The sequence below is a fragment of the Nostoc sp. DSM 114160 genome (assembly GCF_053470305.1).
Genome location: NZ_JBPFGO010000001.1, coordinates 1,492,373 through 1,518,718 on the forward strand (window position 1 = coordinate 1,492,373; position 26,346 = coordinate 1,518,718).

Genomic DNA, 26,346 nt, shown 5'->3' on the forward strand with positions numbered 1-26,346 from the left:
CAGAACGTGCCGGACTAACTAAAACTTGTTCATTAATAAGTTAGGAAGAAGTTTTATTAACTAAAGCTCCTATTTTACTTATCATTTTTGGACTTTTGATAACTAATCATTAATTTTCTTCAACCCAACTTTAGTTTTACTTATCTAATAACGAGTTATTTGTAACTAAAACACCAACATTTATAAATTGAGCTTAGGTTGTATTAACTCTAGCTTCTTTTGAACTTATCAAAGGATGAGTTTTTGTAGCTTAATTGTTTTTCATATTTCAATTTCTTCAAAGTGTTCAACAGTGGGAAATGGCTCATAAAAATGATGCAGAAGTTTTTTCCACTCTTGATACTCAGCAGAACTTCTAAATCCTACAGTATGAGATTCTAAAGTTTCCCACCTGACAAGTAATAAGTATTTACCTTGAACTTCTATACATTTATGCAATTCATGAGATAAATATCCGTCCATTAAGGAAATAACTTTAGAAGCTTTTTTGAAAGCAGCTTCAAAATCTGATTCCAAACCAGGTTTAACATGAAGCATAACTGCCTCAAGAATCATAAAGTTTTTCGGTGATAATTAAAATAATGTTATATAATATCAATTTACTATTCCCGAAGTACATAGCCCACACCACGCACCGTATGAATCAAGCGTTTTTCATTATTTTCCTCTAGTTTTAAACGCAAGTAGCGGATGTATACTTCGATGATATTGGAATTACCCATAAAGTCGTAACCCCAAACTTTTTGTAGAATTTGGTCTTTAGTAAATACCTGACGGGGATGTGAGAGTATATATTCCAATAAGTCGAACTCTTTAGCGGTTAACTCAATTGCCCGCTTACCCCGGTAAACTTGGCGAGTCCGGTGATTTAAACTCAAGTCTTCAAACTGAAAAATATCTTGATCTGTTTCTTGAGTGCGGCGTAGATGAGCGCGGATTCTAGCTAGCAGTTCCTCTATACTAAATGGTTTGACTACATAATCATCAGCTCCTGCATCCAAACCTGCCACGCGATCGTTAACTTCATCTTTTGCTGTCAGTAAAATTACTGGTATTGAGATACCAGTTGCCCTCAACCTACGACAGATTTCCAAGCCTGACAGCCCTGGAAGCATCCAATCAAGAATGACTAAATCTGGCGATAACTCCCGTGCTAACGTTAAACCAGCGATGCCATCATGTGCCACGCTTATATTGTAACCTTCGCTACTTAGTTCTAGTTCGACAAATCGCGCTAGTTTAACTTCATCTTCAACCAAGAGGATATTTGCTGTCATATTTGTGATTTTAAAGTGTACAGAGTGACAATCAAAGTGTTTACTTTAACCTGACTTTGACTAGCTATGTAAGTAGAGTGATGGTAAACACACTCCCTTCTCCTAATTTTGATTGCACAGATACACTACCCCCCATACCCTCTACAAGTGTTTTAACAATGGATAAACCCAAACCACAACCGCCAGTCGCATGAGAACGGGATTCATCTACGCGGTAAAATCGCTCGAAAATCCGTGTTTGGTGTTGTAATGGAATACCATAACCTTTGTCACAAACTTGAATAATCGCTTTGTCATGAAACTGATTTAACTTTAAAATTATCGGCGTGCTAGCTTCAGAATACTTAATAGCGTTATCAATCAAATTGAGCAATATTTGTTTAAAACGGCTGTAGTCTATTTTAACTTCGATGGGATAAGTTGTTGACTCGATTGTAATTAAGCGATCGCTATATTTTTGCGCCATCACTACGACTTCTTCAACTAAGTCATTCAAGACATAAGATTTCATCTGAAAATTCAAATAACCACTATCTGCTCGTGCTAAATCAAGTAAATCTTGTAGCAAGCGAATGGTACGCTCGGCTTCTGAGGCAGCAGTTTCTAAAGCTTCTTGTTGAATTTCGGTTAAGTTATTCTGCCGTCGCAAGACGCTTTGTAAGTAACCATGTACAATCGTTAATGGTGTGCGTAACTCATGAGAAACATTACTTACAAATTCTCGTTCTTGCTCCCAAGATTGTGAGAGACGCGATAACAACATGGTTAAAGTTTGAGCTAATTCTTTGACTTCGCTGGGTGCATTATCAACATATAGTTGTGCTTGTCCTAAATCTTCTATAGAAATGACAGAAGTCATTTGACTTAGCTGGCGCAGTGGTTGCAAAGAGCGCTTAATATAAAATGCACTTATAGTTATTATTACAATAATTGCCAAAATACAGCTAATATTCAAACTTTGCAGCATTGCCATAAACATTGTCTGTTCGCGAGTAATATCATGCACTACAAATAGCTTACCCAGATACTTACCCTGCACTTGCAAAAGACCACTACTGATAACAAAGTACCTTTGATTAACTTTGTAAATTTGTGGTTTAATCTGTATATTACTAAGGGACATTAACTCAGTCACCGTAGAGTTAGATAACAAATCCAAAGTAGCTGATTTTATCAAAATTTTATTATCAGGACTTTTTAACCATAAAAATAGGTTAGTACTTGCTAAGTTATTAATAGCTTTTTGCAATCCAGTTTCTGGTTGCATCATTTCACTGTAAAGTTGCACATCACGCGGCAACCGCTCAGTGATTTCTTCTATATTATGTTTACGACTATCAATCAAAATTTGCTGCATTTTCCAACTAGTCCATGCAGCAAAACTACCTAATATTAAAGTTGAAAATGTAGCAAGACCAATAGTTAGCCGTAATTGTAATGAAAAAGGATCAAGATTTATCCAAACCTTTGTGGGTTGCTTCACTTTTAGTTTTGTCTAGAGTATTGATAATATTGTTATTCATTATTGATTTTTAGGTAGAGATTGTGGCTGAACTATACAAGGTTTAACATCACATTTTTGCTCATAAAGCATATTGATATAGCGTTCTTGCCAAGTGAGGGGAACTTCTAACAATGCTCGTGTTCCTGTTATCCCCTGCCCGATAAATAGTAATAGAGCAAGGGAACTAATAGTAATGTGAACCTTGCGCCAGCGATTGGTCTTATCTTTATAAATTTCTGGCAAAATAGAGAGTGAAATAATCATCAGTAGAGCAGAGGTTATCCCATAATAATAGTGAGAGGTATACCATTGGTCAGTTTTACGGTAGATACCATCTTGACATCCAAGCACCACTAATCCTATTCCTGTGAGGGTTGCAAATATGGCACGCCAGTTTTTCTGTTTTGCCTGATAGAGGAAATACAGAGAAGCGATCGCAGCCACAAACAATAATCCGATAAATACTACCTGAAATGGTGCTTTAATCCAAAGTTGATTTTCTAAAATATTACCAAAAATATCGTTGGCAAACGCTATTAAAACAATACCTACAACTGCTCCTGTTAGCCAGCGACCCAACTGGGTATGCTCTTGTCCTACAGTGGCGGGAATTTTACTCTTACCTATGGCTAAAGTTTGCAATCGGCGTTGACGGACTTGTAAAGCGCGGTTGATAATGACGCCAATTAAGGGAAATACTACTAGTACTGCGATCGCTGGATGTAACAACAAGATAGCATCTCTAAATTCCATATCTGACCTCTCATCAAAAGTTACAAATTAGTTTTTATCGAACAGAATTCAGGATTCAGGAGCAAAGCCAAAGACGCCCCTGAATTCCTCTTAAACCTCATCTATGTTGAAACCTAGAGTTTTTTAAAAAATATATTTTTGTAGGTTGGGTGGAGTGAAACGCAACCCAACATTACCACCAAATTTTATGTTGGGTTACGCTATCGCTGCACCCAACCTACAAAACTACGGTTTTCAAGGTAGACGAGGTTTAAATTATTTTTGTCTACCTATTTATCAGGGTTATTTCGTTCTAAACACAAACCGCCCAGAACTAAAGTTTTGCGGCTCATAGCCCAAGTCCACGCTTGGTGGATTAAAAGCCTTTATTAATCGTCTTTAGACGAATGAGTGCTATTAGCTTCAGAATAAATTCTAAGGCGGGCTAGATGATAAGGAAATAGCCCTACCTACTTGTAACTAAGGATTACTTGACCTCATCAGCCTCAAACTTTGTTACTTTACCTTTTTTAACCGCAACTATTACATCAAAAGTAGAACAGTATGAAAAGGTGACATTATTGGCTTTATTGTAAAGATTAACCACCATACCTGCACCACCAGGTTGAATACCTAGCGGTTCAAGATCGCCAAAAAAGAAACGACGTAGTTCATCACCACCACCAAACTGACCTTTATGCTTGATGACCAAATCAATCTTTTGTTGAGTAGTCAAACCTGTAACATCTTTCTTTTCTGCGGCTGATGCTTGCACCAGTGAAGGACTGACAATTTTAAGTGGAACATCCCAAACTGTTAGCATACCAACAAGAGCAACACCTGTGAGCAGAGAAGAAGCAATTTTCATTTGTTTTTCCTTGTGTTGAAGTTTCCCGATGAACTAAAGCATCTCATCTGCTACTGAAGTTCAAGTGAAACCAATCTAGTAATTGTCTGAATTTATCCCTTAGAAAAACTTAGTTTAGACTCAGCAGATTCTCAGGAAAGCGTGATGTTTTCAATCTCAGCCTGCTTTAAGTGTTTTCTCAGATTCATCTCACCTTAAATTACCCAAGTTAGCAGAGTATAGTAAAGAGTATTTTTTGCAGCAGTATTATTATGAGTAGACCGAAAAGATGGCATTCTTTTATTTATAAAATTCCCGGTCAAACCTATCTCTGGCTAGCAATTTTGATTTTTGGAGCTTCGAGTGCAGTTACCCGCAAGTTGACACAAATTGGCGCTCAACATTTCATGGATGGTCGAAATCCGATTTCTTTATGTAATGTTTTATTCGTAGGGAATTTATGTGCCTTGATAGTTATGTTACCTATTTATCGGCGACAGTGGAACAAAAAAGCTTTGCAACAACTGTCAAAGAAAGATTGGTTGGCGCTGATAGCAGTAGCTATTTTATCAGGAGCGCTTGTCCCTGGCTTAATTTTTCAGGCATTAGCATTAACAGGGGTGAACAATATTATTTTGATTGGACGCTTGGAACCACCTCTGGCTATGGCTTTATCAGTCTGGTTACTGAGGGAACGGGTAAATCGTTGGGAAGTTGTAGGAGCGATCGCTGCATTTGTCGGTGTTACCCTAACTATTCTCCTACAACCCTCACAGATGACTGCGATCGATATGGGTGTTTTAAAATTAGGTATTGGGGAATTATTGGCGGCGATCGCAGCCGTGGCTTCAGTAGTTTCAACGATTATTATTAAAGAATGGCTTTCCGATATCCCAGCAGGAATTTTTAGTATCTTTCGTACTGCTCTAGGAACTGTAATATTTTTCTTTACTGCTTTAATTCTCTATGGCAGCGACCACTTTATGGATGTATTTTCACCTTTCCTGTGGCAGTGGATGCTTGTTTATGCTGCTGTGATTGTGGTTTTAGGTCAATCATTTTGGCTCAAAGGCTTGAGAGCTTCTACCGTGTCAACGGCTTCTTTAGCTGGCTCTTTTACTCCAATTGTGGGAATTTTCGCAGCTTATTTGGTATTGGGTGAAGTCCCGACCTTTGCTCAATATATCGGTGGTAGCTTGATTTTAGCTGGAATATTCCTGGCCCAAGTTGGTATTCGTTTTCAGATTTCTCGTAAAGTTGCAACTCAAGTAGAACAAGGTATGGGATTTAAAGGGATCTGAAAAGTGCCGAGTCAGAAGTTATTTCTCTCTCATCTCCCCTAAAATATTGGCGATCGCACAAGTAAGTTCTGGCTGAGTCATATAACTAAGCTGATTTTAATTGAATAATCCCTTTATCAAAAACGCGATTATTAGTAGCGATCGCACTTACTTCTATTCTATCTTTATACACTTCATAAATTGATTTATTTTATGGCCATTTTTTAGTTAAAAATTGGTATGAATATTCAAACACTGAATTATTCCTTTTTTCGCAACATGTTTATAAACTATTACAAACTAATCAAGATTTATTGCCTGAATCATTAAAACTTATTCTTCCTAGTATGATTTCTCAAGACTGGCTTACATCATATAGGGAGGTTGCCGCAGTTGAAAATGCTCTAAAGAGAATATCAGCTAGAGTGAAAAGAGAAAATGATATAAAATCTTGAATAGAAGATTTATTATCTAATTATCAACAATTAGAATCAAACTTTTTAGATTTTTTCTGCGATTTAATGAGCTATACAAATAATTTGTATTGTCAGCTATACTCAGCTAATTAAAAGCAGACTTGACATAATCAACCGCAATAGGCGTAATTTTTTCCACAAGATTATTAATCACGCCTCGTTCATATTCAGTCCAAATTCTGGGATGACCAAAAATGCATGGTTGTAAAATTCCCCAGAGTTGTCCATCCTGGCGGATATGGGCATGAATAAGGGCGCGATGTCCAAAATACTTCTGTTCAAATTCCCGATTTAAAACCTGAGAATCAGCAGTTTCTACATCTTCGACAAATATTGAAGGTTTAGCACGTAGTGCAGCAGCAAACATCGGATCATCATCTACTAAAGTTGGGGGTTGTGCTGCCCATTCTTCATTATAAACAGTAGGTATATCTGGAGTGCGAACCCAACAAAAGGCAACTCTACCAAGGTCATTTTGGGGATTGTGCAGGTATAGAAAACATCTGTCGGACTGTAAAAAATCGCCTACGGCTGGCAACAGTGCAGAAAATATAGCATCCGGTGTTTGAGATGATTCTACAATATTTTTGAGTGCAGAAGGAAGTTCTGGCTGAGTCATATAATTAAGCTGATTTTAATTGAATAATCCCTTTATCAAAAACGCGATTATTAGTAGCGATCGCACTTATTTCTATTCTATCTTTATACACTTCATAAGAAGCAAAACTTAAATCACTGGTAGAATACCCTGTCCACTCAGAACGCCCTACAGGACGATTGCCAGCACCCGCACCACAAATTAAGTAAGTTGTACCATCAATAGCACGAGTGCGTTCATAATTATGCTCGTGGCCATTGATGTAAAGTTGAACGCCGTATTTTTGAAATAGGGGAGTAAAAGTTTTAATAAAATCTGGATTATTCCCATATTGACCCGATGAATAAATCGGATGATGACCAAACACCACTTTCCAAGGAGCATTGCTAAAACTTAATTCTCTTTCTAACCAACTTAGCTGGTTTTTCCAATCAGCATTACTGTTAGTATCCAAAGCAAAAAATTGCACAGTTCCCCGGCGAAATGTATAGTAACGTCCCTTCATATTAAAGCCAGCATACTTGACTTGTGGATCGCCATTATCAGTACGAATATCGTGATTGCCTAAACAAGCCTGAAATTTAACACCTTGTTTCAGCAAAGGTTGATAAGGACGCTCAAAAACTGCATTAATTTTCTCAATTTCGCCGTTATTGTAAATGTTATCTCCAGCTAAAACGACTAAATCATAAGGATTTTGTTTGTGATATGCATTCATCGCTCTAGCCACAGCATACTGTCCCTTAGCCCCTGTTCCCGTATCTGCTACAGACACAAAACGTAATAACAAGTCTTTTTTGGCTGGGTTGGCGGCTATAGCTGTTGTTGAATCGCTAATATCAGCACTTTGATAATTTTGATGAGTAAACATCCAGGCTAAAAATCCTGTACCAATGGCGCTGAAGCTACTTAAAAATAAAAATTGACGGCGTTTCAGGTTCATAACTCACCAAATTTAATAAATAGTCAGTTTAGCGGAAAACTTTGAGCAATGAAGTGATACATTAATGCAAAAGAAGGCAGCACCAGTAATAATGTACGTTGTTTGTCTTTGATTCGCTGCTTTTGGTGAAAGTTCCATGTCACAAGACAATCAGTCAAAACCGACGAATGAGCAGATAACTCAACCTCCCCAAAAACCTTACCAGAGAGTTCAGCCATTTTGGAAGGCTAAAATTATCCAACTTCTCCAAGGGACGATTGGGGTTTTAGAAGTAACGGTGGAAAAACTGGAGACAGCATCCCCACCTGGTAGTGAGGAAAAACCAGGTTTTTTTCAGCAGCTTCAGTTGTGGTGGGGTGGACTATTAAGGACAATCCGCTTGTTTTTACCATCAAATTTGTCAACAAAGTTATCAGATACAGCTTTGACAGGAATTGTAACTGGAATTGCTGTAATTCTCGTTTGGACAACTACGACTATTTTTACTGGGAAACCTACGGAAATAGCAACTGTTCCCCCAGTTGAAGAGGTTCCGATACCAACACCAACGATAACTACTCCACCGGAATCAGTCGTACCAGAACCACAGCCAACAGAGGAAATTACGCCGCCAGAAGTACAAATTACGCCACCAGAAGCACAAATTACACCAACACCGGAACCAGAATCAGAACCAGAACCAGAACCAATTCCTACGCCAACGCCAATCCCAACACCAACGCCAACGCCTACACCCATCATAGAATTGACACCTGAACAAGCTTTGATTGCGGCTATTGAAAATCAGGTCGCTGAAATTAGCGATCGCGTTGCCTCTGGTCTGATAAAGTCAATTCAAGCTAACTTCCGTACCAGTAACTTGACTGTCCAAATTAGTAATGATTGGTACACTCTCAATGAATCTCAGCAAGACAAACTAGCTGGGGAGATATTACGACGCTCTCAAGAACTTGATTTTACTCATTTAGAAATTCTCGATTCCCAAAATACGCTGATAGCTCGTAACCCGGTTGTTGGGACTGAAATAGTAATTTTTAAACGGCAAACAACATCGTAATTCGTAATACAACTCTTGGAGAGGCTGCGCCCGAAGCGTAGCTATGCCGCAGGCTTGACGACTACCAAGAGGGCAAGTCGCTCAGTACAAGTTTGTAATTCGTAATTTGGAGTTTAACTTTAAGTATTTATGTTAGACAATGTTTCGCTCTTGCTGAAAGCTTGTGAAAATTTAAATGTCAGCTATGAAATTTTTCATCCTTCGGAAAATTTAGTCAAAATAAAATTGAATACTAAACAGCATTATTTTTGTAACTATAGCACTCCCTTACTTAATCAAGCAGTAGCACACCTGCTCAAAGACAAAGAATATACTTATCATGTTTTAAATAAAAAAGTTAAACTTCCTCAGACGGTGGGTTTTCTTTCCCCTTTTTGTGACACCAAATATAAGATTTACTTAAAATTTCCAACTATTCAAGATATCGTATTGGAAATAAAAGAAAACTTTGAAACGCCAGTGATTATTAAAAGAAATTCTGGTGCAAGCGGACATAATGTCTTTTTATGTAAAAATATAAAGGAAATTGAAACTGCTTTAAAAGAAATTTTTAGTATCAATCATAAGTATGATTACATTGCTCTTGCTCAAGAATTTATTCAGATCAAATCTGAATATAGAGCCGTTTTCTTAAATAAAGAGTTGGTTCTGCTCTATGAAAAAGATATAACTGATGCAAAATTTGTCGGTAATCTCAGTCCTCTACACTGGGATGGTGCGAAAGCCAAGTATATCAACGATCCACAAATACTGTCAGAAATTGCTAATTTTGCTCAACCAGTTTTTGAAGAATTAGACCTTGATTATGGTGGTTTTGATATCGTATTAGATCGAGATAATCAATATTGGTTAATTGAAATCAATTCTCACCCCAATTTTGGCATTTTTATTAGAGACAATGGAGAGGAGCATGTGTTGAAAATTTTTGAAAAAATGCTAATTAGTCTAGCCTCAAAATAAAAAATTGGCATTGCATAATTAAAGTATGAATTTAAGTGTAGGCGTAGCCTGCACAACTCTTGGAGACGCTTTGCGTAGCCTTGCTTCCCGGAGGGGTACGACAAGGCTACTTCGACTGCGCTCAGTACAAGTCAGTGACCATCGTAGACATCGCCAGAGCAATGTCCAAGGTCTGCATCCTAATACTTATCGGGTTTTGGGGAAAGGGACTCATGTTAAAAGGGAAAAACCTTATATATCGAGCCTTCTACTCCTTTTCCCCTTACCCTTTTCCCTTTAACCGAGCAGTATTGGGTCTGCATAACTCATATTTACGTCAGCCACGTAAGCTTAACCCTCTTGTGTGACTGCAAGCAGATAGAGTTTTTAGAAAGTAGAGGTGTATCAAGTGAAGTTAGATCCTAATCAAAATTATACCTTTAATAAGTATTTTGAAAATGGTTATTATTCAGAAGACTTAGCTGATTATTTCGGGTATCAGTTAGTTCTAGTTAATTTAATATTACCACTATATCAAGGAGAGTTAGATAGGTTAGCTGAACTAAGAGATAGAATTACTGAAGTACTGCCTTATGTACCTTTAACTACGGAGTTGGCAAGAGGAGAAGTAATAATATCTAAGGTAGTCTTAGAGTTAATTCATTATACAAATGTTCAGATTAGAATTGAATTTGGCATCAAAGTTTCTAATCTACTTCAGGGAAATTTAGATGATCTAATTAGAACTTATAAAACAAATCAATTGTTAGTAGTTGAAGCTAAATAGGAAGATTTAACTAGAGGATTCACTCAATTAGTTGCCGAAATGATAGCGTTAGATCGGTGGGAAGAATCTCCTGCAATTACAGAGCAACCTATTTTGATCGGTTCTGTAACTACAGGTAAGATATGGCAGTTTGCTAGATTAGATAGAGCAAACAAATATTTTGAATTAGCAATTAATAGTTATAGAGTTCCAGAAGATTTAGAAGAACTAATGCGAATTCTCCTAGCAGTCTTAAAATTAGAATAGGCGTTCTAGGAAGACATATTCAAAACACTAATATTTTCATAAATACCAAAATTCACTACTTTGATTAGCTAATATATCGGTTTGCAGTTGAGTCCAATACAGACCTAACCCCTAATCCTAAACCTTGTAGCGTTGGAGAGTAAAACTCCAAACTCCTAACTCTTAATTTCTAACTCCCCACTCTCATTGCCTGAGTTGGTATCCATACAGTAAAAATCGAGCCGATACTTACAGTTGATTCTACTTCAATTCGACCCCGATGAAGTTCCACGAGTTGTTTAGTTAAAGCCAATCCCAACCCAGTGCCTTCGTAGCGGCGGCGATAGGGTGTATCGAGTTGCTGAAATTTCTCAAACAGTAATGGTAATTGTTCTTCAGGAATGCCAATTCCGGTATCTTCTACTTGAAAAATAGCGGTATTATCTTCCACCCAAAGACGTAAAGTAACACTGCCACTTTCAGGGGTGAATTTAATCGCGTTAGTTAACAGATTCCAAAGAATTTGTTCTACTCGTTTGGCATCGCCGATAAAGCGATCGCACCTGGGATCGATTTGCAAATCAAGTATGAGATTAATTTGTTCGCTCGCTGCTTTTTTTTGCAGCGATTTTACAGCATTTTCGGCAACATTTACTAAAGAAAATTCCGAAATATTTAAAGCTGTCTTACCAGCCTCGATTTGCGATAAATCGAGGATATCATTAATCATTTCTAATAAATGTTCTCCACTGTCGTGGATGGTTTGCAGATAACCGCGTTGTCGTTGGCTCAATTCACCCAAAGGCCAGCGTAATAACGTCGAAGACATCCCAATCACATAAGTTAAAGGCGTGAGCAATTCATGACTGATAGTAGCGAGAAACTCACTTCTAATCCGGCTAGCAGCTTCAGCCGCGAGTAAAGCATCACGCAGGGCCATTGTCCGCTCAATAACTCGTTGTTCGAGATTTTGTTTTTCTTGGGTGAGAGTTTGCATTAACTCAGCTTGGTGAATCGCGATCGCTAATTGTTCTGCGATCGCAACCAGCAAGCTTTTTTCGCTATCATTCCATTGGTGTGGGCGATCGCACTGATGAGCAATCAGCAATCCCCACAGTTTATCCTCAAACATAATCGGTGCAGCGAACTTAGCCCTAACTTGGCATTCCCTTAAAAAATTCAATAAACATTCTTCTAGAGCATAAGTTTTTTCGACATCATCCACAGCTAAGGTAAAACCTTGCTGATACTTCTCCCAACACTGAGAGGTTCGGATAAAGCAATTTTTTTCCGTGTAATTCAACACCGATGTAATAGCATCTGTAGCACGAGCTTCATAGACAATATAACCTCCATACTTTTGGCAGTCTCTTAGTAGAGGTTGATTATTTGTTGATATAAAAGGCGAGTGTCCATTGTGGTTTTCGTGTAGAGAAAAATAGATTTCGGCAGGTTCCCTAACCGATGGTTCCATGTCTGTTGTCAGTGCCGTTTCATTGAAGGGAATAGTATCAGACTGGTATGGTTGAGTATTTACTTGAGAAGCTGCAAATTTATAAATTACTAATCTGTCTAATTCCAAAAACTCACGCACCTGTGTAATTGCCGTTGCCATAATGACCGACAAATCCAGGCTTTTGCGGATCTGTGTTGTTACCTGATTTAACAACCGCTCTTGGGAAATCTGTTTTTTTAAAGCATCTTCCACTGGCTGACAGATATAAACTGCTGGCCCAATTGGGCTGGGAGATGCTATTATTTCTTGGTTTGGCTGAGTGAGGAGATATTCTAATAACAACAGCGTGAATTGACTTTGGAGCTTGGCATCATTGGGTTTAATGATTTGCTGATAACGTTCGAGATTTTGGTGAGTATAAGAATCGCACTCAAACAAGTTTCTCAACTCGTAGACAAAAGAAGCGATCGCCTCCAAATTAAACGTCAACTGAGCATTGATTTCTGTTAGCGGTAGCAGGGCGTTTAGCCCGTGCTGAGTGCCCAGTTCTGAATGAATTTCTTGCTCCCCTGCTCCCCTGCCCCCACTTCGGCTACGCTCAGTGACCCACCTGCTCCCCTGCCCCCCTGCTCCCCTGGTTACTGAGTTTAGCCTGAGCGGCGTCGAAGGGCGTAGTCGAAGTATGCTCCCCTGCCTCCCTGCTCCCTTGCCCCTCCTCAAATGTTCCTACCAAGAGCGCACTAAACTGCTCAGAAACCACTAATGTAAACCTTTGCCTTTGCCACTCCACAGGGATGTAAATCCGCGCCAACGCAGCTTCAGTCAGTATCAAAACGGCACTTCCCACCGTTTGAGCCATCTGTTCTAACAACTCCCCAAGCTGATTAAATACAACAATAGGCAAGGTTCGAGAAAAGCTCAAATCAGGAGAACTAAGCATTTTCAGTCATTTTGGTAAGAGAGGGCACAATCCAGGGAAAAAAGTTTGTTTTGATTATGTACTAACCAATAACTTAAAACGGTAACACAGGATTATGCATCGTATAAGTAGCACATCGGGTGGATGGAATCAGTCAGAAGGTATAATTTTTTTAGAACAAACTCCCGCGCCTTTTGTCTTGATTACGGCTGCTGATACTGACATTCAAACCTTAGCAGCTGCGGTGACAAAGTTACCCCCAAGCTTTCCGGCATTAAGAGTCGCCAACCTGTTGCAGTTGCAGCAACAATTAAGCATAGATACTTATGGAGAGCAAGTTTTAGAACATGCCCAAGTAATTATTTTGCGCCTGTTAGGAGGACGCTCTTACTGGGGTTATGGCTTAGAAGTAGTGCAAGAAATTGTGCAACGAAATGGTAGAACCCTCATTGTAATGCCAGGGGATGACGCTTTCGATCCCGATTTAATTTCCCAGTCTACCGTGCCCTTGGCTATTGTTAACCAGGTATGGCAGTATTTTAGCGAAGGCGGCGTGGAAAATTTCGTTAATGCTCTGCAATTTATCTCCGATAGTTGCTTATTAACTGCATATAATCCTGCACTACCTCAGCCGATTCCGCGCGTCGGATTGTATGAATGGGGAGCAGGGGAGCAGGGGAGCAGAGGAGAGTTAGAACTTCATTCATCCACCTTTGAACTGGATGAATCCACCTCAGATACTCGTTCATCCACCTTTGAACTGGATGAATCCACCTCAGATACTCGTTCATCCACCTTTGAACTGGATGAATCCACCTCAGATACTCGTTCATCCACCTTTGAACTGGATGAATCCACCTCGTCCCCTTGTCCCCTTGTCCCCAATCCCCAATCCCCAATCCCCAAAATCGGCATCCTTTTCTACCGCGCTCATTATTTAGCGGGGAATACTAAAGTAATTGATGCTTTATGCGAAGCATTGGCACAGAAAAATTTACAACCAGTACCAGTATTTGTTTCCTCATTGCGCGAACCAGATGTGCAAGTTGAGTTGAGTGAATTTTTCCAACCCAAAGAAGCCGAATCAATCGCTGTGCTGCTAAATACCACCAGTTTTTCTCTAGCACGCTTGGAAAGTGAAACACCCCAAACTGAACTTTGGCAAAAATTAGATGTGCCTGTGTTGCAGGTAATCCTCAGTGGCGGATCGATTGAGCAGTGGGAGTCACAATTTCAAGGGCTTTCTCCCCGCGATATTGGGATGAATGTGGCGCTACCAGAAGTAGATGGACGGATTATTACTTGTGCTGTGTCTTTTAAAGCCTTGCAAACTCGTAATCCCCATTTAGAAACAGATGTGGTAATTTATGAACCAGTGAGCGATCGCATCGAGTTCGTTGCTAAACTAGCAGCAAATTGGGCGCGTCTACGTTCCAAACCACCCCAAGAACGGCGAATTGCCTTAATTCTGGCAAACTACCCCAACCGCAATGGCCGCCTCGCCAATGGTGTGGGACTCGACACCCCAGCAAGTTGTGTAGAAATCCTGCAAGCTTTACGTCAAGCTGGCTATGAAGTAGAAAATCCACCTGCTCAAGGAGACGAGTTGATTCAACGGCTGACAGATGGTGTAACCAACGATCCAGAAGGTAGAGAATCGCTTCCGGTACACCAAAGCGTCTCTTGGGAAGAATACCAAGAATATTTCGCTTCATTACCGCCAGCAGTTCAGCAAGGTATTAGTGAAAGGTGGGGAATGGGGTATGGGGACAAGAGGGACAAGGGGGACAAGGGGGACAAGGAGACAAGGGGAATTATTGAACAAATCTCTCCCAAGTCTCCCCCCTCCTCCTTGTCTCCCTTGTCTCTTCTTCATGCCCAATCCCCAATACCCAATACCCAATCCCCAATTCCCGTTCCCGGAATTCAACTCGGCAACATCTTCGTAGGAATTCAGCCAGCAAGGGGTTATGATAATGACCCCAGTTTGAATTATCATGCGCCGGATTTAGAACCAACTCATGCTTATTTAGCTTTCTACTATTGGGTTAGAGAAACTTTTGGTGCTGATGCTGTAGTTCATGTGGGAAAACACGGAAATCTAGAATGGCTACCGGGTAAAAGTGTGGCTTTATCGAGTAATTGTTATCCAGAAGTAGCCTTCGGCGCACTTCCCCACCTGTACCCATTTATTGTCAACGATCCTGGTGAAGGTTCCCAAGCCAAACGTCGCGCCCAAGCGGTGATTATAGATCACCTCACGCCGCCAATGACTCGCGCAGAACTCTACGGTTCTTTGCAACAGTTAGAAAATTTAATTGATGAGTATTATGAAGCCGACAGTTTAGATCCTTCGCGTTTGCCAGTAATTCGCGATCGCATCCACGAACTGGTAATCAAAGAAAATCTCCATCTAGATTTAGGAATCCAAAATGAAACAGAAATTTTTAATTCCGAATCTCTGGTTTTGAATTCCATAGGTGGTTATCTTTGTGAATTGAAAGAAGCCCAAATCCGCGATGGCTTGCACATTTTTGGGCAATGTCCCCAAGGACGACAATTAAGGGATTTAATAGTAGCGATCGCTCGTATCCCCAATCGCCATTCTCCAGGTATTACCCGTGCGATCGCTCAAGATTGGGGACTAGATTTCGATCCCCTCACAGCCGATTTGTCAATGCCTAGCACTGAATACTCAATAGTCAACGGTACACAATGCCGTACCCTCGGCGATATCGTCGAAGCCCTAGAAGAACACGCCGCCCTTTTAGTAGAACAGCTAATAAATCAGGACTCAGAATTCAGAATTGAGAAATCTTGTAGAGACGCGATTCATCGCGTCTGTGCTAGCGGGGGAGACGCAATTCATCGCGTCTCGACCTGGATACGCGATCGCCTGCTTCCAGCTTTACAACAAACCCACGAAGAAATCACGCATTTAATACACGGACTCGATGGCGGATATGTCCCCAGCGCTGCATCTGGCGCACCCACACGCGGCCGCCCGGAAGTTCTCCCAACAGGAAGAAACTTTTATTCTGTCGATATTCGCGCCATTCCCACAGAGACAGCTTGGGATATCGGCAGAAAAGCTGCTGAAACTCTTGTAGAATATTACACTCAAGAACATGGCGAGTATCCCAAAACACTAGGCTTATCATTGTGGGGCACAGCCACTATGAGAACAGGCGGTGATGATATAGCCGAAGCCTTAGCTTTACTTGGAGTCCAACCAGTATGGGATGGTGCAGCACGGCGAGTAGTAGATTTTGAAATTTTACCCTTAACGATTTTGGGGCGTCCCCGTGTAGATGTCACCTTGCGAATTTCGGGATTCTTCCGCGATGCGTTTCCCAACTTAATTGACTTATTCGCTCAAGCAGTATCAGCAGTAGCAGATTTAGATGAACCGCCAGAACAAAATCCTCTAGCAGATGCAGTTCGCCAAGAGACTCAATTGTGGACAAGCCAAGGATTAACTTTAGAAGCAGCCGTGGTGCGATCGCGCTATCGCATCTTTGGTTCTCGCCCAGGTGCTTACGGCGCCGGACTCCAAGGTTTAATCGAATCGCAAAACTGGACAGATGACGAAGATTTAGCCCGCGCCTACATTAACTGGAGTTCTTACGCCTATTCATCGGAAAACTTGGCAGGGGAGCAGGGGAGCAGGTGGTCACTGAGCGTAGCCGAAGTGGGAACAGAGGGGCAGGTGGTCACTGAGCGTAGCCGAAGTGGGAGCAGGGGAGGAGAAATTCTTCCTAACTCCCAGTCCCCAATTTCCACACCTAACTCCTCACTCCTAACTCCTAACTCCCCACTCCCCTCTCCCGAAGCCTTCGAGCAACGCTTGTCTCAAATGCAAATTGTCCTGCACAATCAAGACAACCGCGAACACGATTTACTCGATTCTGATGATTATTACCAATTTCAGGGTGGCTTAACGGCGGCAGTGCGTTCTCTACAGGGAAAAAATCCTCAAACTTATTTTGGAGATAATTCTATACCCACCCAACCACGCGTTCGCCAACTGAAAGCAGAAATTGCACGAGTGTATCGTTCTCGCGTAGTTAATCCCAAGTGGATTGCAGGAGTCATGCGCCACGGATACAAGGGAGCCTTTGAAATGGCGGCGACGGTAGATTATCTATTTGCCTACGATGCAACCGCTAAATGTGTCGAAGATTACATGTATCAAGGCATAGTGGAAGCTTATTTACTCGATCCAGTTGTTGTAGAATTTATTCAGCAAAAGAACCCTTACGCACTGCGTGATATTGCTGAAAAATTATTAGAAGCACACAAGCGCAATTTATGGGAGGATGTAAATATAGGAACATTAGAAGCTTTGAGAAACCTAGTACATCAAGCTGAAGCAGTTATCGAAGAAAAATCAATGGTGTAGGAAACAAATATGGAGAATCTTGCGTATTTGCACCTAGCTTTCGCCTACGAAGACAGCACACCCAGTGAATTGGTCTGGCTCAGTTCTTTGTTTAAGGACGCAGCTGCACCAGACTGGAAAAGGCTTTCAGGTAGGGCTTGGAAGTATATGTTGCCCCTTGCTCTGTCTTTATCTATTCTTGGCGCTGTTAGCAGCGTCATGGCACTAGAAAAAGGCGATCGAGGTCCTTCTGTGAGAAATTTACAACAAAAATTGAGAACAGCAGGTTTTTACCAATCTTCTGTTACCCAAGTATATGACGCATCCACACAAGAAGCTGTGCGGCGCTTCCAAAAGGCCGCTGGTTTACCAGTGGACGGCATTGTTGGAGCAAGCACCCTGCAAAAATTAGAAAATTGGCAAGCGAAAAAGCCTACAAATAGGGCTACACAAGCTCAAAGAACCACTGCTGTAAGCGCACAAGCCAAAAAGCCCAGTACTACTAATTCAGCCACCAGTAAACGCCGAAATCCCAACTACCTGACTAAGGGGGATGAAGGCGAAGATGTCAAAGCTTTGCAAGAAAAGTTAAGAATCGCAGGCTTTTATTACGGAAACGCCACAGGCATATTTGGCCCAATTACCGAAGAAGCTGTCAAGCGGTTCCAAGATTCTTACAAATTAAGCGTTGATGGGGTTGTTGGCCCAGCAACATTAAGTAAATTGCCGGGAGTTGGCATCGGTGATGGAGAAGAGGCTCCCTCAAAGGTAGTCAATCGAGACAAACTTCGTGTAGGCGATCGCGGTGAGCCAGTTAGAATTCTTCAAGAACAATTGATCCAGGCAGGATATTTAGAGGGAGAGCCAAATGGCTACTATGGCCCTTACACTGCTGATGCTGTAAAGAGATTTCAGGCGGCTAATTTCTTAGCAGCAAGTGGTGTTGCTGGCCCAACTACGCGAGCTAAGTTATATAGCTCAGTTAATACTACTAGCAAAAGCGAATTTAATACCTTAGAAATTCAAACCCGACTACGGGAGCGAGGTTTTTATAAAGGCAAGCTCAATGGTGTGATGGCAGATGACACCAAAAAAGCGATTAAACAAGCCCAAGAATTCTACGGGATTAGTCTTAAGGATCTTAAGAGCGGACGCTTTTAACATCCGCTTTGGTGTCGTTAGTATCAGTTCCCAACTGGTTGCTTGCCTCCAGTAACAGCAAATTACGAACTGCTCAGATTCCATTTATTTGGTTAATTTGAGTAGTTTCGTCTTATTTATTCACCCAAGTGCTAAAGCGGCATCAGCGCCCGTTGGCACTTGGGGACACACTGCATGGATGGTCATTTGACAATCTAAGAGGTGAAAACCTTCTTTTTGAGCGGTTTTTGACCCAATTTTTAAAATTGAATCATTTTTAAACTCAATAGTTGAGTTGCACCGAACACAAATTAAGTGATGGTGATGGTGGGGATAGGGCTGGTTGATCTCATAATGCTTATGTCCCTCGCCCAATTCTAATTCCCTTAAAATTCCCATCCTTGCCATCAACTTCAAAGTCCGATAAATAGTTGACAGACTGATCCCTTCACCATCAGTTTCGAGCCGATGATAAAGATCCTCCGCACTCAGATGTTCGCCTTGCGGAAGTTCTTGAAAAATGTGTAAAATTGTTTCGCGCTGGGGAGTTAAACGCCAGCCTCGTTCGTTCAGTTCTGCCTTGAGTGAAGTAGTTGTGTAGACAGTCATACTAATAGTTCTCAACAAAGCTTGTTAGTTGAGAATATAACAAATCTTGGGAGCAATTTGCAACAATCATTGCCTATTGAGAATTCTTACTAAATATTTAAGAACAATTCATCAAATCTTGAGCAAAATTCAAGTAATCAGCTGTAGTGCATTTAATTTGCATACAGCTAATATTGAGGATACTTGTAACGATTGCATCCCTTGACTTTGAATTTCGCATAAGTTAAATTTGAATTCTTAGTTGCTCCCCACCTTCAAGATATTTGAGCAAAGATTGGGGACAACTTTTATACAGTTTAATGCTAATTATTTGCTGTAAGCCGATAAAAGGCTTTTAACCTGGGAATAAAATCACACTTTTGTTCCTAGTCATTTGTCAAGTGTAATTTTCTAATGACAAATGACTAATACTTCTCTACGAGAGGCTGCGCCAACGGCTTCGCGGTAGTTGAGCGCAGTCGAAACTCAGTACAAGTGACAAATGACTAACTCAGAGATTCCAAATAGTCGCGGATGAGGTTGCGGCGCTTGGGTTGACGTAGCTTTTGCAAAGCCTTAGATTCAATTTGGCGGACTCGTTCGCGCGATAAGTCAAGAGCGCGGCCAATTTCTGCTAAAGAATAAGGATGACCATCCGCCAAACCAAACCGCATCAGAATTACATCGCGCTCCCGACTAGTCAAATCTGACAGCAGATGATGCAAATCTCTTTGTAAAGATTCTCGCATTAACATCTCTTCTGGAGTTACACTGTCAGTTTCGAGTAATTCGCCTAATTCAGTGTCTTTATCTTTTCCTACCTTGGTTTCCAAAGAAACGGAGCGAGGAACCCGCAATAAAACTTCTCGGACTTGGGTTGGTGTCATCTCTAACTCAGTTGCTAAATCCTCTAGAGTCGGGGTGCGACCTTTTTCTTGAGCAATTTTGCGTTGAGCTTTTTTAATTTTGTTTAACTTTTCGGTGATGTGAACCGGTAGGCGAATCGTGCGACTAGAAGTAGCGATCGCCCGTGTAATACCCTGACGAATCCACCAGTAAGCATAGGTACTGAAGCGATAACCCTTAGTTGGGTCAAATTTTTCTACAGCCCGCTCCAAACCTAATGTACCTTCTTGGACTAAATCTAACAATTCCAAACCACGATTTTGATACTTCTTAGCAACAGACACAACTAAGCGAAGATTCGCCTTAATCATGTGTTCTTTTGCTTGCAGTCCTTGGGACTGGACTTGCTCCAACTCTTCTACAGTCAACTTAGCGATTTCAGCCCAGCGACGTTTCCCATTTGCCAAAATCGGTCTGAGATCGGATAAAATTATGTCAGCAGTGGCAGCCCATCTTTCCAAAGACGGGCGATGTCCTAGTTCCGAAGTTAGACGTTCTTGAACTTCAACTAACCTTAGATAGGGTGTAATCACTTCATCCCCTTGCTTTGCGGCGTTAGCAAGTACTATCCGCATCCGCAAGTAGCGTTGGACTTTTTGAGCTTCTGAAACCTCTTCATCGCGCCCCAACAAACGAACCCGACCAATTTCTTGAAGATATAGACGTACTAGGTCTGTACTCCGACGGTTGGTGTTAGCAGCAAGGTTAGCATTGTCAACAGAAGCCAGTTCTAGCTCCTGTAGGTCATCTACCGATAACTCACTGTCATCAACCGTGAGATCCGAGTCCAAAGCCTGGCTAGACTTTTTGGTGTTGTAGGGGGCGTCTGCATAAAAAGATGTTGCTGGCATAAAGATCGTCTCAATGGCTCCAGGTAACAATAGATTTCGGTCAGCTTAGATTACGGTCAGCTATTCAACTGTTGCTATTGTTCCCGCGATTAACGATGAACTAACATGGTTGAACGTTCCCTGACAATTTTTTTTAGAAATTAACTGTAAGGGTTTTATTGGATACAGAATTACTGAACTTAATCGACTGCTAAACTTTTGATTAAACCAATAGCTATTTAAATCCACAGCTAGGTTTGCAATATTTGAACTACTTAGTTAATATTTCAACCTTGATGGTTTTTTAATAGTAACTTTTGTAACACAGTATAAACATCCTTCAGTGAATGTCATCTTTATAATTGGCATAGTCACATTTACATGGGTGCAAAAGTAATATCCTGACGATTTAGCAATTTTTTCTCAGGATTATTCAGGTATAAGTAGAACTAATAGATGTCGGGGAAGTGATTAGCATTAACGGCGAAAATTCTCTCGACACGGAGATAGAAGATGCGGATAAGTTATCAAACACCCTCTCCGTGTTCCTGCGTCGTCTTGTATGTGAGTCTTAAAGTGCCAATTTCAAGTTGACAGACTACTAGTACGCCTTGGCAACGCCGGCGGGGAAAGGGAAAGGGGGAAAGGGGAAAGGTTTTTTATCCCTTACCATGAATTCCCTTTAACCTTTACCCAACCTCCACCTAACATTTTTAGGTTGGCAGACTACTAGTAGTTGTACTCTGGTTTGATATCTCGCAACATCAGTTCATCAAGTGCTTGTCTGGGTGTGATTTCGCCTTGAAGTAACCGATAAACTTGCTCGGTAATTGGGACTGCGATGTTTTGTTGGTTGGCTCGTTGCATCAAAACTCGGCAAGTGTTTACTCCTTCAGCAGTTCCTTGTAAATTTGCGAGAGTTTCTGTAAGTGACTTACCACCAGCTAACTGATAGCCGACTTGGTAATTGCGACTCAAGGGACTATTGCACGTTGCTAACAAATCTCCTAGACCCGATAAACCATAAAATGTTTCCGTCTTAGCGCCCCAGTTGTTGCCGATACGAACCATTTCTGTCAGTCCACGGGTAACTAAAGCAGCTTTGGCATTAGTTCCCAGTTGTAAACCATCGCATACACCAGCGGCGATCGCAATCACATTTTTCAGTGTTCCCCCCAGTTCTACCCCCAAGGGATCGGGATTGGTATATACCCGAAAACGATGAGAAGAAAATACTAACTGCACTACTTCCGCAGCCGTGGGGATGTTACTGGCTACCACCGTGGCTGCTGGTAATTCCATTTGAATTTCTTTTGATAAATTAGGCCCAGACAAAACAACCACTGCATGGTTAGGGAATATTGTTTGCCAAATTTGTGAAGGCGTGCAGGTAGTTTGGGGATCTAAGCCTTTCGTCGCCGTCACAAAAATTGTCTCTGGAGAAAGGGGGAAAGACTCAACTTGGGAAGCAACATCTCTCACACCAATCATTGAGATAGCGGACAGGATTATTTGAGCATCTTTTAAAACTGCTTGAAGAGTTTGGGAACCTTGACGCGACCACACGCGCACCTGATGACCATTCGCTGTGGCGAGATTTGCCAGAGATGCACCCCAAGCACCTGCACCCAGAATTGCAACGGAAAGTTTTGTGTTGGAGTACATCTGCTCACTCATAACTCCTAATTCCTAACTCCTAACTTTTGAGCGTGGGTAGCGTTCCATTAATTCCCTAACTTGCTCAGCATGATAGGAGCTTCTTGTCAATGGCGAAGAAACAACTTGTAAAAATCCGATTTCTTCGCCGAATGCTTTCCAGTCAGCAAATTGTTCTGGATTGACAAATTCCTTTACCTGCAAGTGTTTTTGGCTGGGTTGGAGATATTGCCCAATGGTCAAAATATCGCAATCGACAGTTCGCAAGTCTTGCATGACTTGGCGAATTTCGGCATCAGTTTCACCAAGTCCAACCATGATCCCAGATTTAGTGTATGTGCTAGGAGAAAGTTGGCGAGTGCGTTGCAATAATTCTAATGTGCGATCGTAGTTTCCTTGGGGACGCACCCGGCGATATAGGCGTGGAACAGTTTCAGTATTGTGGTTTAATACCTCTGGCGCAGCTTGTAAAATCGACTCTAGAGCATTCCAATTACCGCATAAGTCAGGAATTAGCACCTCAATTGTGGTGTTGGGTGAAACAGAGTTAACTGCATTAATACACGCCACAAACTGAGATGCACCACCATCAAGCAAGTCATCTCGGTTTACAGAAGTGATGACTACATGATTAAGGTTCAGGCGGCGAACAGCTTGGGCCAGTCGTGTAGGTTCTGTGGGGTCTAGTGGTTTGGGTTTTTTCTCAAAATCAATATCGCAGTAGGGACAAGCGCGTGTACAAGCGGGCCCCATAATCAAAAACGTGGCAGTCCCAGCGTTGAAGCATTCACCAATATTCGGACAGGACGCTTCCTCGCAAACTGTATTGAGGGCTAAATCCCGCAGAATTTCTTTAACGTTACCGATGCGCTCACGTCCAGGTGCTTTCACCCGCAACCAGTCTGGTTTTACAGTCACAATCCGCTTTTACCACTAGAGTTATACAAATTTAATCCTAGCAAGCAAAGTCTTTGATGAAGCGATCGGATGTATATAGATGTAATTCTGCTATTTAGTGCAGGTTGTGATATTCTTAATTTATAATGCCATTTTTATGGCGGGATGTGGCGCAGCTTGGTAGCGCACTTCGTTCGGGACGAAGGGGCCGCTGGTTCGAATCCAGTCATCCCGATTTATTTATAGAGCGACAAATTATTTGTCGAATGCTCCTGTATTAACTTAAATATAGCTGACTTTCTTTGAGTTTAAACAGTATCGCCTGAAGTCGTGTACTAAAGGGTTTCAATCCCTAATAGGGATTTTAGTTGATTGCGATTTCTCCGGTATCTGCTGATGGAGCAAGAATCTCAGTTTCAATCCCTAATAGGGATTTTAGTTGATTGCGATCATGTGAGAGTATATAGCAATAAAATAAAATCAAGAATCTCAGTTTCAATCCCTAATAGGGATTTTAGTTGATTGCGATTTAAAATCTTTCGTTTGTCTGACAAATTAATATATGTTTCAATCCCTAATAGGGATTTTAGTTGATTGCGATCAACAACTTTAAACAAGGAGTTTCTAATCGATTAGTTTCAATCCCTAATAGGGATTTTAGTTGATTGCGATGCGCACAGCTATATATTGCCAGCAATCAAAGGGGTTTCAATCCCTAATAGGGATTTTAGTTGATTGCGATTCGCCCGTTGGGTTATTCCCCAGTAAGTTCGCTTCCGTTTCAATCCCTAATAGGGATTTTAGTTGATTGCGATATCCAGTCTCGCCTTAAACGCAAACAAGTGGAAAAGTTTCAATCCCTAATAGGGATTTTAGTTGATTGCGATCAGTACCGGGAGGGGTGCGATCGCAATCGATCCAGTTTCAATCCCTAATAGGGATTTTAGTTGATTGCGATCGCAGCAAATGGGGCACGGGCTGTCAGTTCACAGTGTTTCAATCCCTAATAGGGATTTTAGTTGATTGCGATCTTCACTTTGACTACACACGCACGAGAGGAATTACTTAAGTTTCAATCCCTAATAGGGATTTTAGTTGATTGCGATTGCACAATATAAACCCCGTAAATCATACACACTCAATGTTTCAATCCCTAATAGGGATTTTAGTTGATTGCGATGATTAGTTACAGCCCGACAGAGTTTGACCCATTGTGTTTCAATCCCTAATAGGGATTTTAGTTGATTGCGATCGATATGAATTGACTCTACAGGGCCCACGACCTGGTTTCAATCCCTAATAGGGATTTTAGTTGATTGCGATTCGCCCCATTTACGCAAAGCATTGCCGATTAAAGCTACATGTTTCAATCCCTAATAGGGATTTTAGTTGATTGCGATCCTCAAATGATACTAATGCCGAACGGGGGGTTGTTTCAATCCCTAATAGGGATTTTAGTTGATTGCGATAATGCCGCTTAAGGGATACCAGGAATTAGTTAAAGGTTTCAATCCCTAATAGGGATTTTAGTTGATTGCGATTGCCGGGTGCGCGGGTTTCTTCACCCCAGGTTCATGGTTTCAATCCCTAATAGGGATTTTAGTTGATTGCGATTCTTCAAGAAAAAGAATCGGGATGTTGCTTGTTTGTTTCAATCCCTAATAGGGATTTTAGTTGATTGCGATCGCAGGCGTTTGAAAGCCTTGTGTTATTTGGTTTTCAAGGTTCAACAGCGCGAATGCGAAAATCATAACATAAGGACTGGGAATTGTGCTAACTGTAAATAGCTGAAAGTCAGTTTATACGAGGTGCGCGGATGGTTTCAAGATGCTAAAGCTCCCAAACTCTTGCAGATAAAGCAATCTAGCCATTTTTGTACTAACCCCTTCACTAACACCTACCCATTCGCGCACTTAGCAAAAAAAACCAGTCTAATTACTTAAAAGTTTTCCTTAACAGCTAACATCTGTAAAATCTTTTCTACACGATCCAACTCTCCAACGATGCGCCGAATTGGATGAGGCCAAACTTTGACAAGGGTAGGAGTCGCAGAAACCTGATTTAGTTCTGCTTGTTCTGGATGACTTAAAACATCAATCACCTTCAGGGTATAAGGGTGTCCAAGCGATCGCTCTAACAATTCGTGTAAATTTTGCAGAATGCGTTCAGTAGAATTGCTATGTCCGGCAACAAATAAGCGGAGAACATAGCCTTGGGTAATGGCTTCTTTTTTTTGTACTATTACTGGTTGGTGATATTTTGGCACAGGTTCAGAAAGGTCTAGACGGACAATTAAATCGTGATCCTCCCAAAGCTGGCCAAATGACGAACGATAGGTTGTTAACACCATGCGATCGCACAATCCCTCTTGCCAAGGAGCTGCTTGCCATACTAATTCCCCTGTGCCAAAAACAGCATTCAGCAAAGCTTGATGTCTAATTACAGCCGGATAAGCTTCAGCAAAAGTTCGTACTTGTTGAGTACGCGGATCTAACCAATTGTCAATAGTTGCAGTATAACAAGGCACTAAAAAGTGTGGTGGCTCTGGTAAATCTAGAATTTCTTGCAAAGCCGAGCACAAATGCAAATGCCATCGACCTTGCTTGCTAGGGTCGATGCAATAAATTAAATCTCCTCCAGGTGTAAATAGCGCAATGCCTTTAAACAGCTGGGGTGTAGATAGTTTATTTGTCGTCAAATTATTCACAGAGGTTAGGCAACTAAAAGTAAAAATTCTCTCTTTTACCTTTTACCTTAGCTATAACCTCAACCAGGATCGCAAAAATATTTGGAATTGGGGACTGGGGGCTGGGGACTGGGGGCTGGGGACTGGGGGCTGGGGACTGGGGACTGGGGGCAGGGGGAGCAGGGGAGGCAGGGGAGGCAGGGGGAGCAGGGGAAAAGGTTA

At 41.3% G+C, this 26,346-nt stretch carries 21 protein-coding genes, 1 tRNA gene, 1 pseudogene and 1 CRISPR repeat array; of the genes and pseudogenes, 9 read left to right on the forward strand and 14 right to left on the reverse strand.

The window, feature by feature from the left end:
* Positions 1 to 261 precede the first annotated feature (261 nt).
* The 5 genes from NSTCB13_RS07095 to NSTCB13_RS07115 all read right to left on the reverse strand — a co-directional run bounded on the left by NSTCB13_RS07095 (position 262) and on the right by NSTCB13_RS07115 (position 4,381).
* Positions 262 to 555 carry an antibiotic biosynthesis monooxygenase family protein gene (locus NSTCB13_RS07095; RefSeq protein WP_448269125.1) on the reverse strand — a complete coding sequence of 98 codons (294 nt, stop codon included), beginning with the start codon at positions 553 to 555 and terminating at the stop codon, positions 262 to 264.
* A 47-nt stretch (positions 556 to 602) separates the two neighbouring features.
* Positions 603 to 1,277 (reverse strand): response regulator transcription factor, encoded by a 675-nt coding sequence (locus tag NSTCB13_RS07100; protein ID WP_196527737.1) that lies wholly within the window; start codon positions 1,275 to 1,277, stop codon positions 603 to 605.
* Positions 1,278 to 1,341: 64 nt separating this feature from the next.
* A complete protein-coding gene (locus NSTCB13_RS07105) occupies positions 1,342 to 2,760 on the reverse strand; it encodes a sensor histidine kinase (protein ID WP_448271786.1) in 1,419 nt (472 codons plus the stop codon).
* A gap of 39 nt (positions 2,761 to 2,799) precedes the next feature.
* Positions 2,800 to 3,534, reverse strand: a complete 735-nt coding sequence (locus tag NSTCB13_RS07110; protein WP_448271787.1) for a DUF4079 domain-containing protein — start codon at positions 3,532 to 3,534, stop codon at positions 2,800 to 2,802.
* Positions 3,535 to 4,000: 466 nt separating this feature from the next.
* Entirely contained in the window at positions 4,001 to 4,381 is a 381-nt protein-coding gene (locus NSTCB13_RS07115; protein ID WP_448271788.1) for a hypothetical protein, read from the reverse strand.
* A gap of 251 nt (positions 4,382 to 4,632) precedes the next feature.
* Between NSTCB13_RS07115 and NSTCB13_RS07120 the strand changes: the two genes are divergently transcribed.
* Both NSTCB13_RS07120 and NSTCB13_RS07125 read left to right on the forward strand, forming a co-directional pair.
* Positions 4,633 to 5,661 (forward strand): DMT family transporter, encoded by a 1,029-nt coding sequence (locus tag NSTCB13_RS07120; RefSeq protein WP_448271789.1) that lies wholly within the window; start codon positions 4,633 to 4,635, stop codon positions 5,659 to 5,661.
* 179 nt (positions 5,662 to 5,840) lie between these two features.
* A complete protein-coding gene (locus tag NSTCB13_RS07125) occupies positions 5,841 to 6,095 on the forward strand; it encodes an ACP phosphodiesterase (protein WP_448273146.1) in 255 nt (84 codons plus the stop codon).
* Between the two features lie 106 nt (positions 6,096 to 6,201).
* Here the strand turns inward: NSTCB13_RS07125 and NSTCB13_RS07130 are convergent, their stop codons facing one another.
* Both NSTCB13_RS07130 and NSTCB13_RS07135 read right to left on the reverse strand, forming a co-directional pair.
* Entirely contained in the window at positions 6,202 to 6,735 is a 534-nt protein-coding gene (locus tag NSTCB13_RS07130; RefSeq protein WP_448271790.1) for a GAF domain-containing protein, read from the reverse strand.
* Between the two features lie 4 nt (positions 6,736 to 6,739).
* Positions 6,740 to 7,657 (reverse strand): metallophosphoesterase family protein, encoded by a 918-nt coding sequence (locus NSTCB13_RS07135; RefSeq protein ID WP_448271791.1) that lies wholly within the window; start codon positions 7,655 to 7,657, stop codon positions 6,740 to 6,742.
* Positions 7,658 to 7,793: 136 nt separating this feature from the next.
* On the opposite strand from NSTCB13_RS07135, the gene NSTCB13_RS07140 reads away from it, so the two are divergent.
* The 4 genes from NSTCB13_RS07140 (at position 7,794) to NSTCB13_RS07155 (ending at position 10,686) form a co-directional block, all read left to right on the forward strand.
* Positions 7,794 to 8,714, forward strand: coding sequence for a hypothetical protein (locus tag NSTCB13_RS07140; protein ID WP_448271792.1), 921 nt, complete (start codon positions 7,794 to 7,796; stop codon positions 8,712 to 8,714).
* 129 nt (positions 8,715 to 8,843) lie between these two features.
* Positions 8,844 to 9,674 carry an ATP-grasp domain-containing protein gene (locus tag NSTCB13_RS07145; RefSeq protein ID WP_448271793.1) on the forward strand — a complete coding sequence of 277 codons (831 nt, stop codon included), beginning with the start codon at positions 8,844 to 8,846 and terminating at the stop codon, positions 9,672 to 9,674.
* 388 nt (positions 9,675 to 10,062) lie between these two features.
* Complete coding sequence (locus NSTCB13_RS07150) at positions 10,063 to 10,440, forward strand: hypothetical protein (RefSeq protein WP_448271795.1); 378 nt, start codon at positions 10,063 to 10,065, stop codon at positions 10,438 to 10,440.
* Between the two features lie 39 nt (positions 10,441 to 10,479).
* Complete coding sequence (locus tag NSTCB13_RS07155) at positions 10,480 to 10,686, forward strand: hypothetical protein (protein ID WP_448271796.1); 207 nt, start codon at positions 10,480 to 10,482, stop codon at positions 10,684 to 10,686.
* A 169-nt stretch (positions 10,687 to 10,855) separates the two neighbouring features.
* Here NSTCB13_RS07155 and NSTCB13_RS07160 read toward each other — a convergent pair whose 3' ends face one another.
* The gene (locus NSTCB13_RS07160; RefSeq protein WP_448271797.1) at positions 10,856 to 12,610 is read right to left on the reverse strand and encodes a GAF domain-containing sensor histidine kinase; all 1,755 of its coding nucleotides are present in this window, start codon (positions 12,608 to 12,610) and stop codon (positions 10,856 to 10,858) included.
* A gap of 109 nt (positions 12,611 to 12,719) precedes the next feature.
* The gene (locus tag NSTCB13_RS07165) at positions 12,720 to 13,061 is read right to left on the reverse strand and encodes a hypothetical protein (protein ID WP_448271798.1); all 342 of its coding nucleotides are present in this window, start codon (positions 13,059 to 13,061) and stop codon (positions 12,720 to 12,722) included.
* 94 nt (positions 13,062 to 13,155) lie between these two features.
* On the opposite strand from NSTCB13_RS07165, the gene cobN reads away from it, so the two are divergent.
* Together cobN and NSTCB13_RS07175 are read left to right on the forward strand one after the other, a co-directional pair.
* Positions 13,156 to 17,442: a cobaltochelatase subunit CobN gene (gene cobN, locus NSTCB13_RS07170; RefSeq protein WP_448271799.1), complete on the forward strand. Its 4,287-nt coding sequence runs from the start codon at positions 13,156 to 13,158 to the stop codon at positions 17,440 to 17,442.
* 9 nt (positions 17,443 to 17,451) lie between these two features.
* On the forward strand, positions 17,452 to 18,582 hold the full coding sequence (locus NSTCB13_RS07175) for a peptidoglycan-binding domain-containing protein (RefSeq protein WP_445628935.1): 1,131 nt from the start codon (positions 17,452 to 17,454) through the stop codon (positions 18,580 to 18,582).
* Positions 18,583 to 18,713: 131 nt separating this feature from the next.
* Here the strand turns inward: NSTCB13_RS07175 and NSTCB13_RS07180 are convergent.
* The 4 genes and pseudogenes from NSTCB13_RS07180 to lipA form a co-directional block, all read right to left on the reverse strand.
* Positions 18,714 to 19,170 (reverse strand): annotated as a pseudogene (locus tag NSTCB13_RS07180) (Fur family transcriptional regulator).
* A gap of 485 nt (positions 19,171 to 19,655) precedes the next feature.
* Complete coding sequence (gene sigC, locus NSTCB13_RS07185) at positions 19,656 to 20,906, reverse strand: RNA polymerase sigma factor SigC (protein WP_448269133.1); 1,251 nt, start codon at positions 20,904 to 20,906, stop codon at positions 19,656 to 19,658.
* Positions 20,907 to 21,614: 708 nt separating this feature from the next.
* On the reverse strand, positions 21,615 to 22,550 hold the full coding sequence (locus NSTCB13_RS07190; protein WP_448269134.1) for an NAD(P)H-dependent glycerol-3-phosphate dehydrogenase: 936 nt from the start codon (positions 22,548 to 22,550) through the stop codon (positions 21,615 to 21,617).
* A gap of 24 nt (positions 22,551 to 22,574) precedes the next feature.
* Positions 22,575 to 23,459, reverse strand: a complete 885-nt coding sequence (gene lipA / locus NSTCB13_RS07195) for a lipoyl synthase (protein ID WP_448271800.1) — start codon at positions 23,457 to 23,459, stop codon at positions 22,575 to 22,577.
* 140 nt (positions 23,460 to 23,599) lie between these two features.
* Here lipA and NSTCB13_RS07200 point away from each other — a divergent pair.
* Positions 23,600 to 23,673 (forward strand) — tRNA-Pro (locus tag NSTCB13_RS07200).
* Positions 23,674 to 23,780: 107 nt separating this feature from the next.
* Positions 23,781 to 25,123: a CRISPR direct-repeat array (repeat unit 37 nt; unit sequence GTTTCAATCCCTAATAGGGATTTTAGTTGATTGCGAT).
* A 254-nt stretch (positions 25,124 to 25,377) separates the two neighbouring features.
* Here NSTCB13_RS07200 and NSTCB13_RS07205 read toward each other — a convergent pair.
* Positions 25,378 to 26,145 carry a circadian clock KaiB family protein gene (locus tag NSTCB13_RS07205; protein WP_448271801.1) on the reverse strand — a complete coding sequence of 256 codons (768 nt, stop codon included), beginning with the start codon at positions 26,143 to 26,145 and terminating at the stop codon, positions 25,378 to 25,380.
* Between the last annotated feature and the right edge of the window lie 201 nt (positions 26,146 to 26,346).

Coding starts and splice junctions, on each gene's coding strand:
- NSTCB13_RS07095 (WP_448269125.1), bottom strand. CDS start 555: ATGATTCTTGAGGCAGTTATGCTTCATGTTAAACCTGGTTTGGAATCA.
- NSTCB13_RS07100 (WP_196527737.1), bottom strand. CDS start 1,277: ATGACAGCAAATATCCTCTTGGTTGAAGATGAAGTTAAACTAGCGCGA.
- NSTCB13_RS07110 (WP_448271787.1), bottom strand. CDS start 3,534: ATGGAATTTAGAGATGCTATCTTGTTGTTACATCCAGCGATCGCAGTA.
- NSTCB13_RS07115 (WP_448271788.1), bottom strand. CDS start 4,381: ATGAAAATTGCTTCTTCTCTGCTCACAGGTGTTGCTCTTGTTGGTATG.
- NSTCB13_RS07120 (WP_448271789.1), top strand. CDS start 4,633: ATGAGTAGACCGAAAAGATGGCATTCTTTTATTTATAAAATTCCCGGT.
- NSTCB13_RS07130 (WP_448271790.1), bottom strand. CDS start 6,735: ATGACTCAGCCAGAACTTCCTTCTGCACTCAAAAATATTGTAGAATCA.
- NSTCB13_RS07135 (WP_448271791.1), bottom strand. CDS start 7,657: ATGAACCTGAAACGCCGTCAATTTTTATTTTTAAGTAGCTTCAGCGCC.
- NSTCB13_RS07140 (WP_448271792.1), top strand. CDS start 7,794: ATGTCACAAGACAATCAGTCAAAACCGACGAATGAGCAGATAACTCAA.
- NSTCB13_RS07145 (WP_448271793.1), top strand. CDS start 8,844: ATGTTAGACAATGTTTCGCTCTTGCTGAAAGCTTGTGAAAATTTAAAT.
- NSTCB13_RS07155 (WP_448271796.1), top strand. CDS start 10,480: ATGATAGCGTTAGATCGGTGGGAAGAATCTCCTGCAATTACAGAGCAA.
- NSTCB13_RS07165 (WP_448271798.1), bottom strand. CDS start 13,061: ATGCTTAGTTCTCCTGATTTGAGCTTTTCTCGAACCTTGCCTATTGTT.
- cobN (WP_448271799.1), top strand. CDS start 13,156: ATGCATCGTATAAGTAGCACATCGGGTGGATGGAATCAGTCAGAAGGT.
- NSTCB13_RS07175 (WP_445628935.1), top strand. CDS start 17,452: ATGGAGAATCTTGCGTATTTGCACCTAGCTTTCGCCTACGAAGACAGC.
- sigC (WP_448269133.1), bottom strand. CDS start 20,906: ATGCCAGCAACATCTTTTTATGCAGACGCCCCCTACAACACCAAAAAG.
- NSTCB13_RS07190 (WP_448269134.1), bottom strand. CDS start 22,550: ATGTACTCCAACACAAAACTTTCCGTTGCAATTCTGGGTGCAGGTGCT.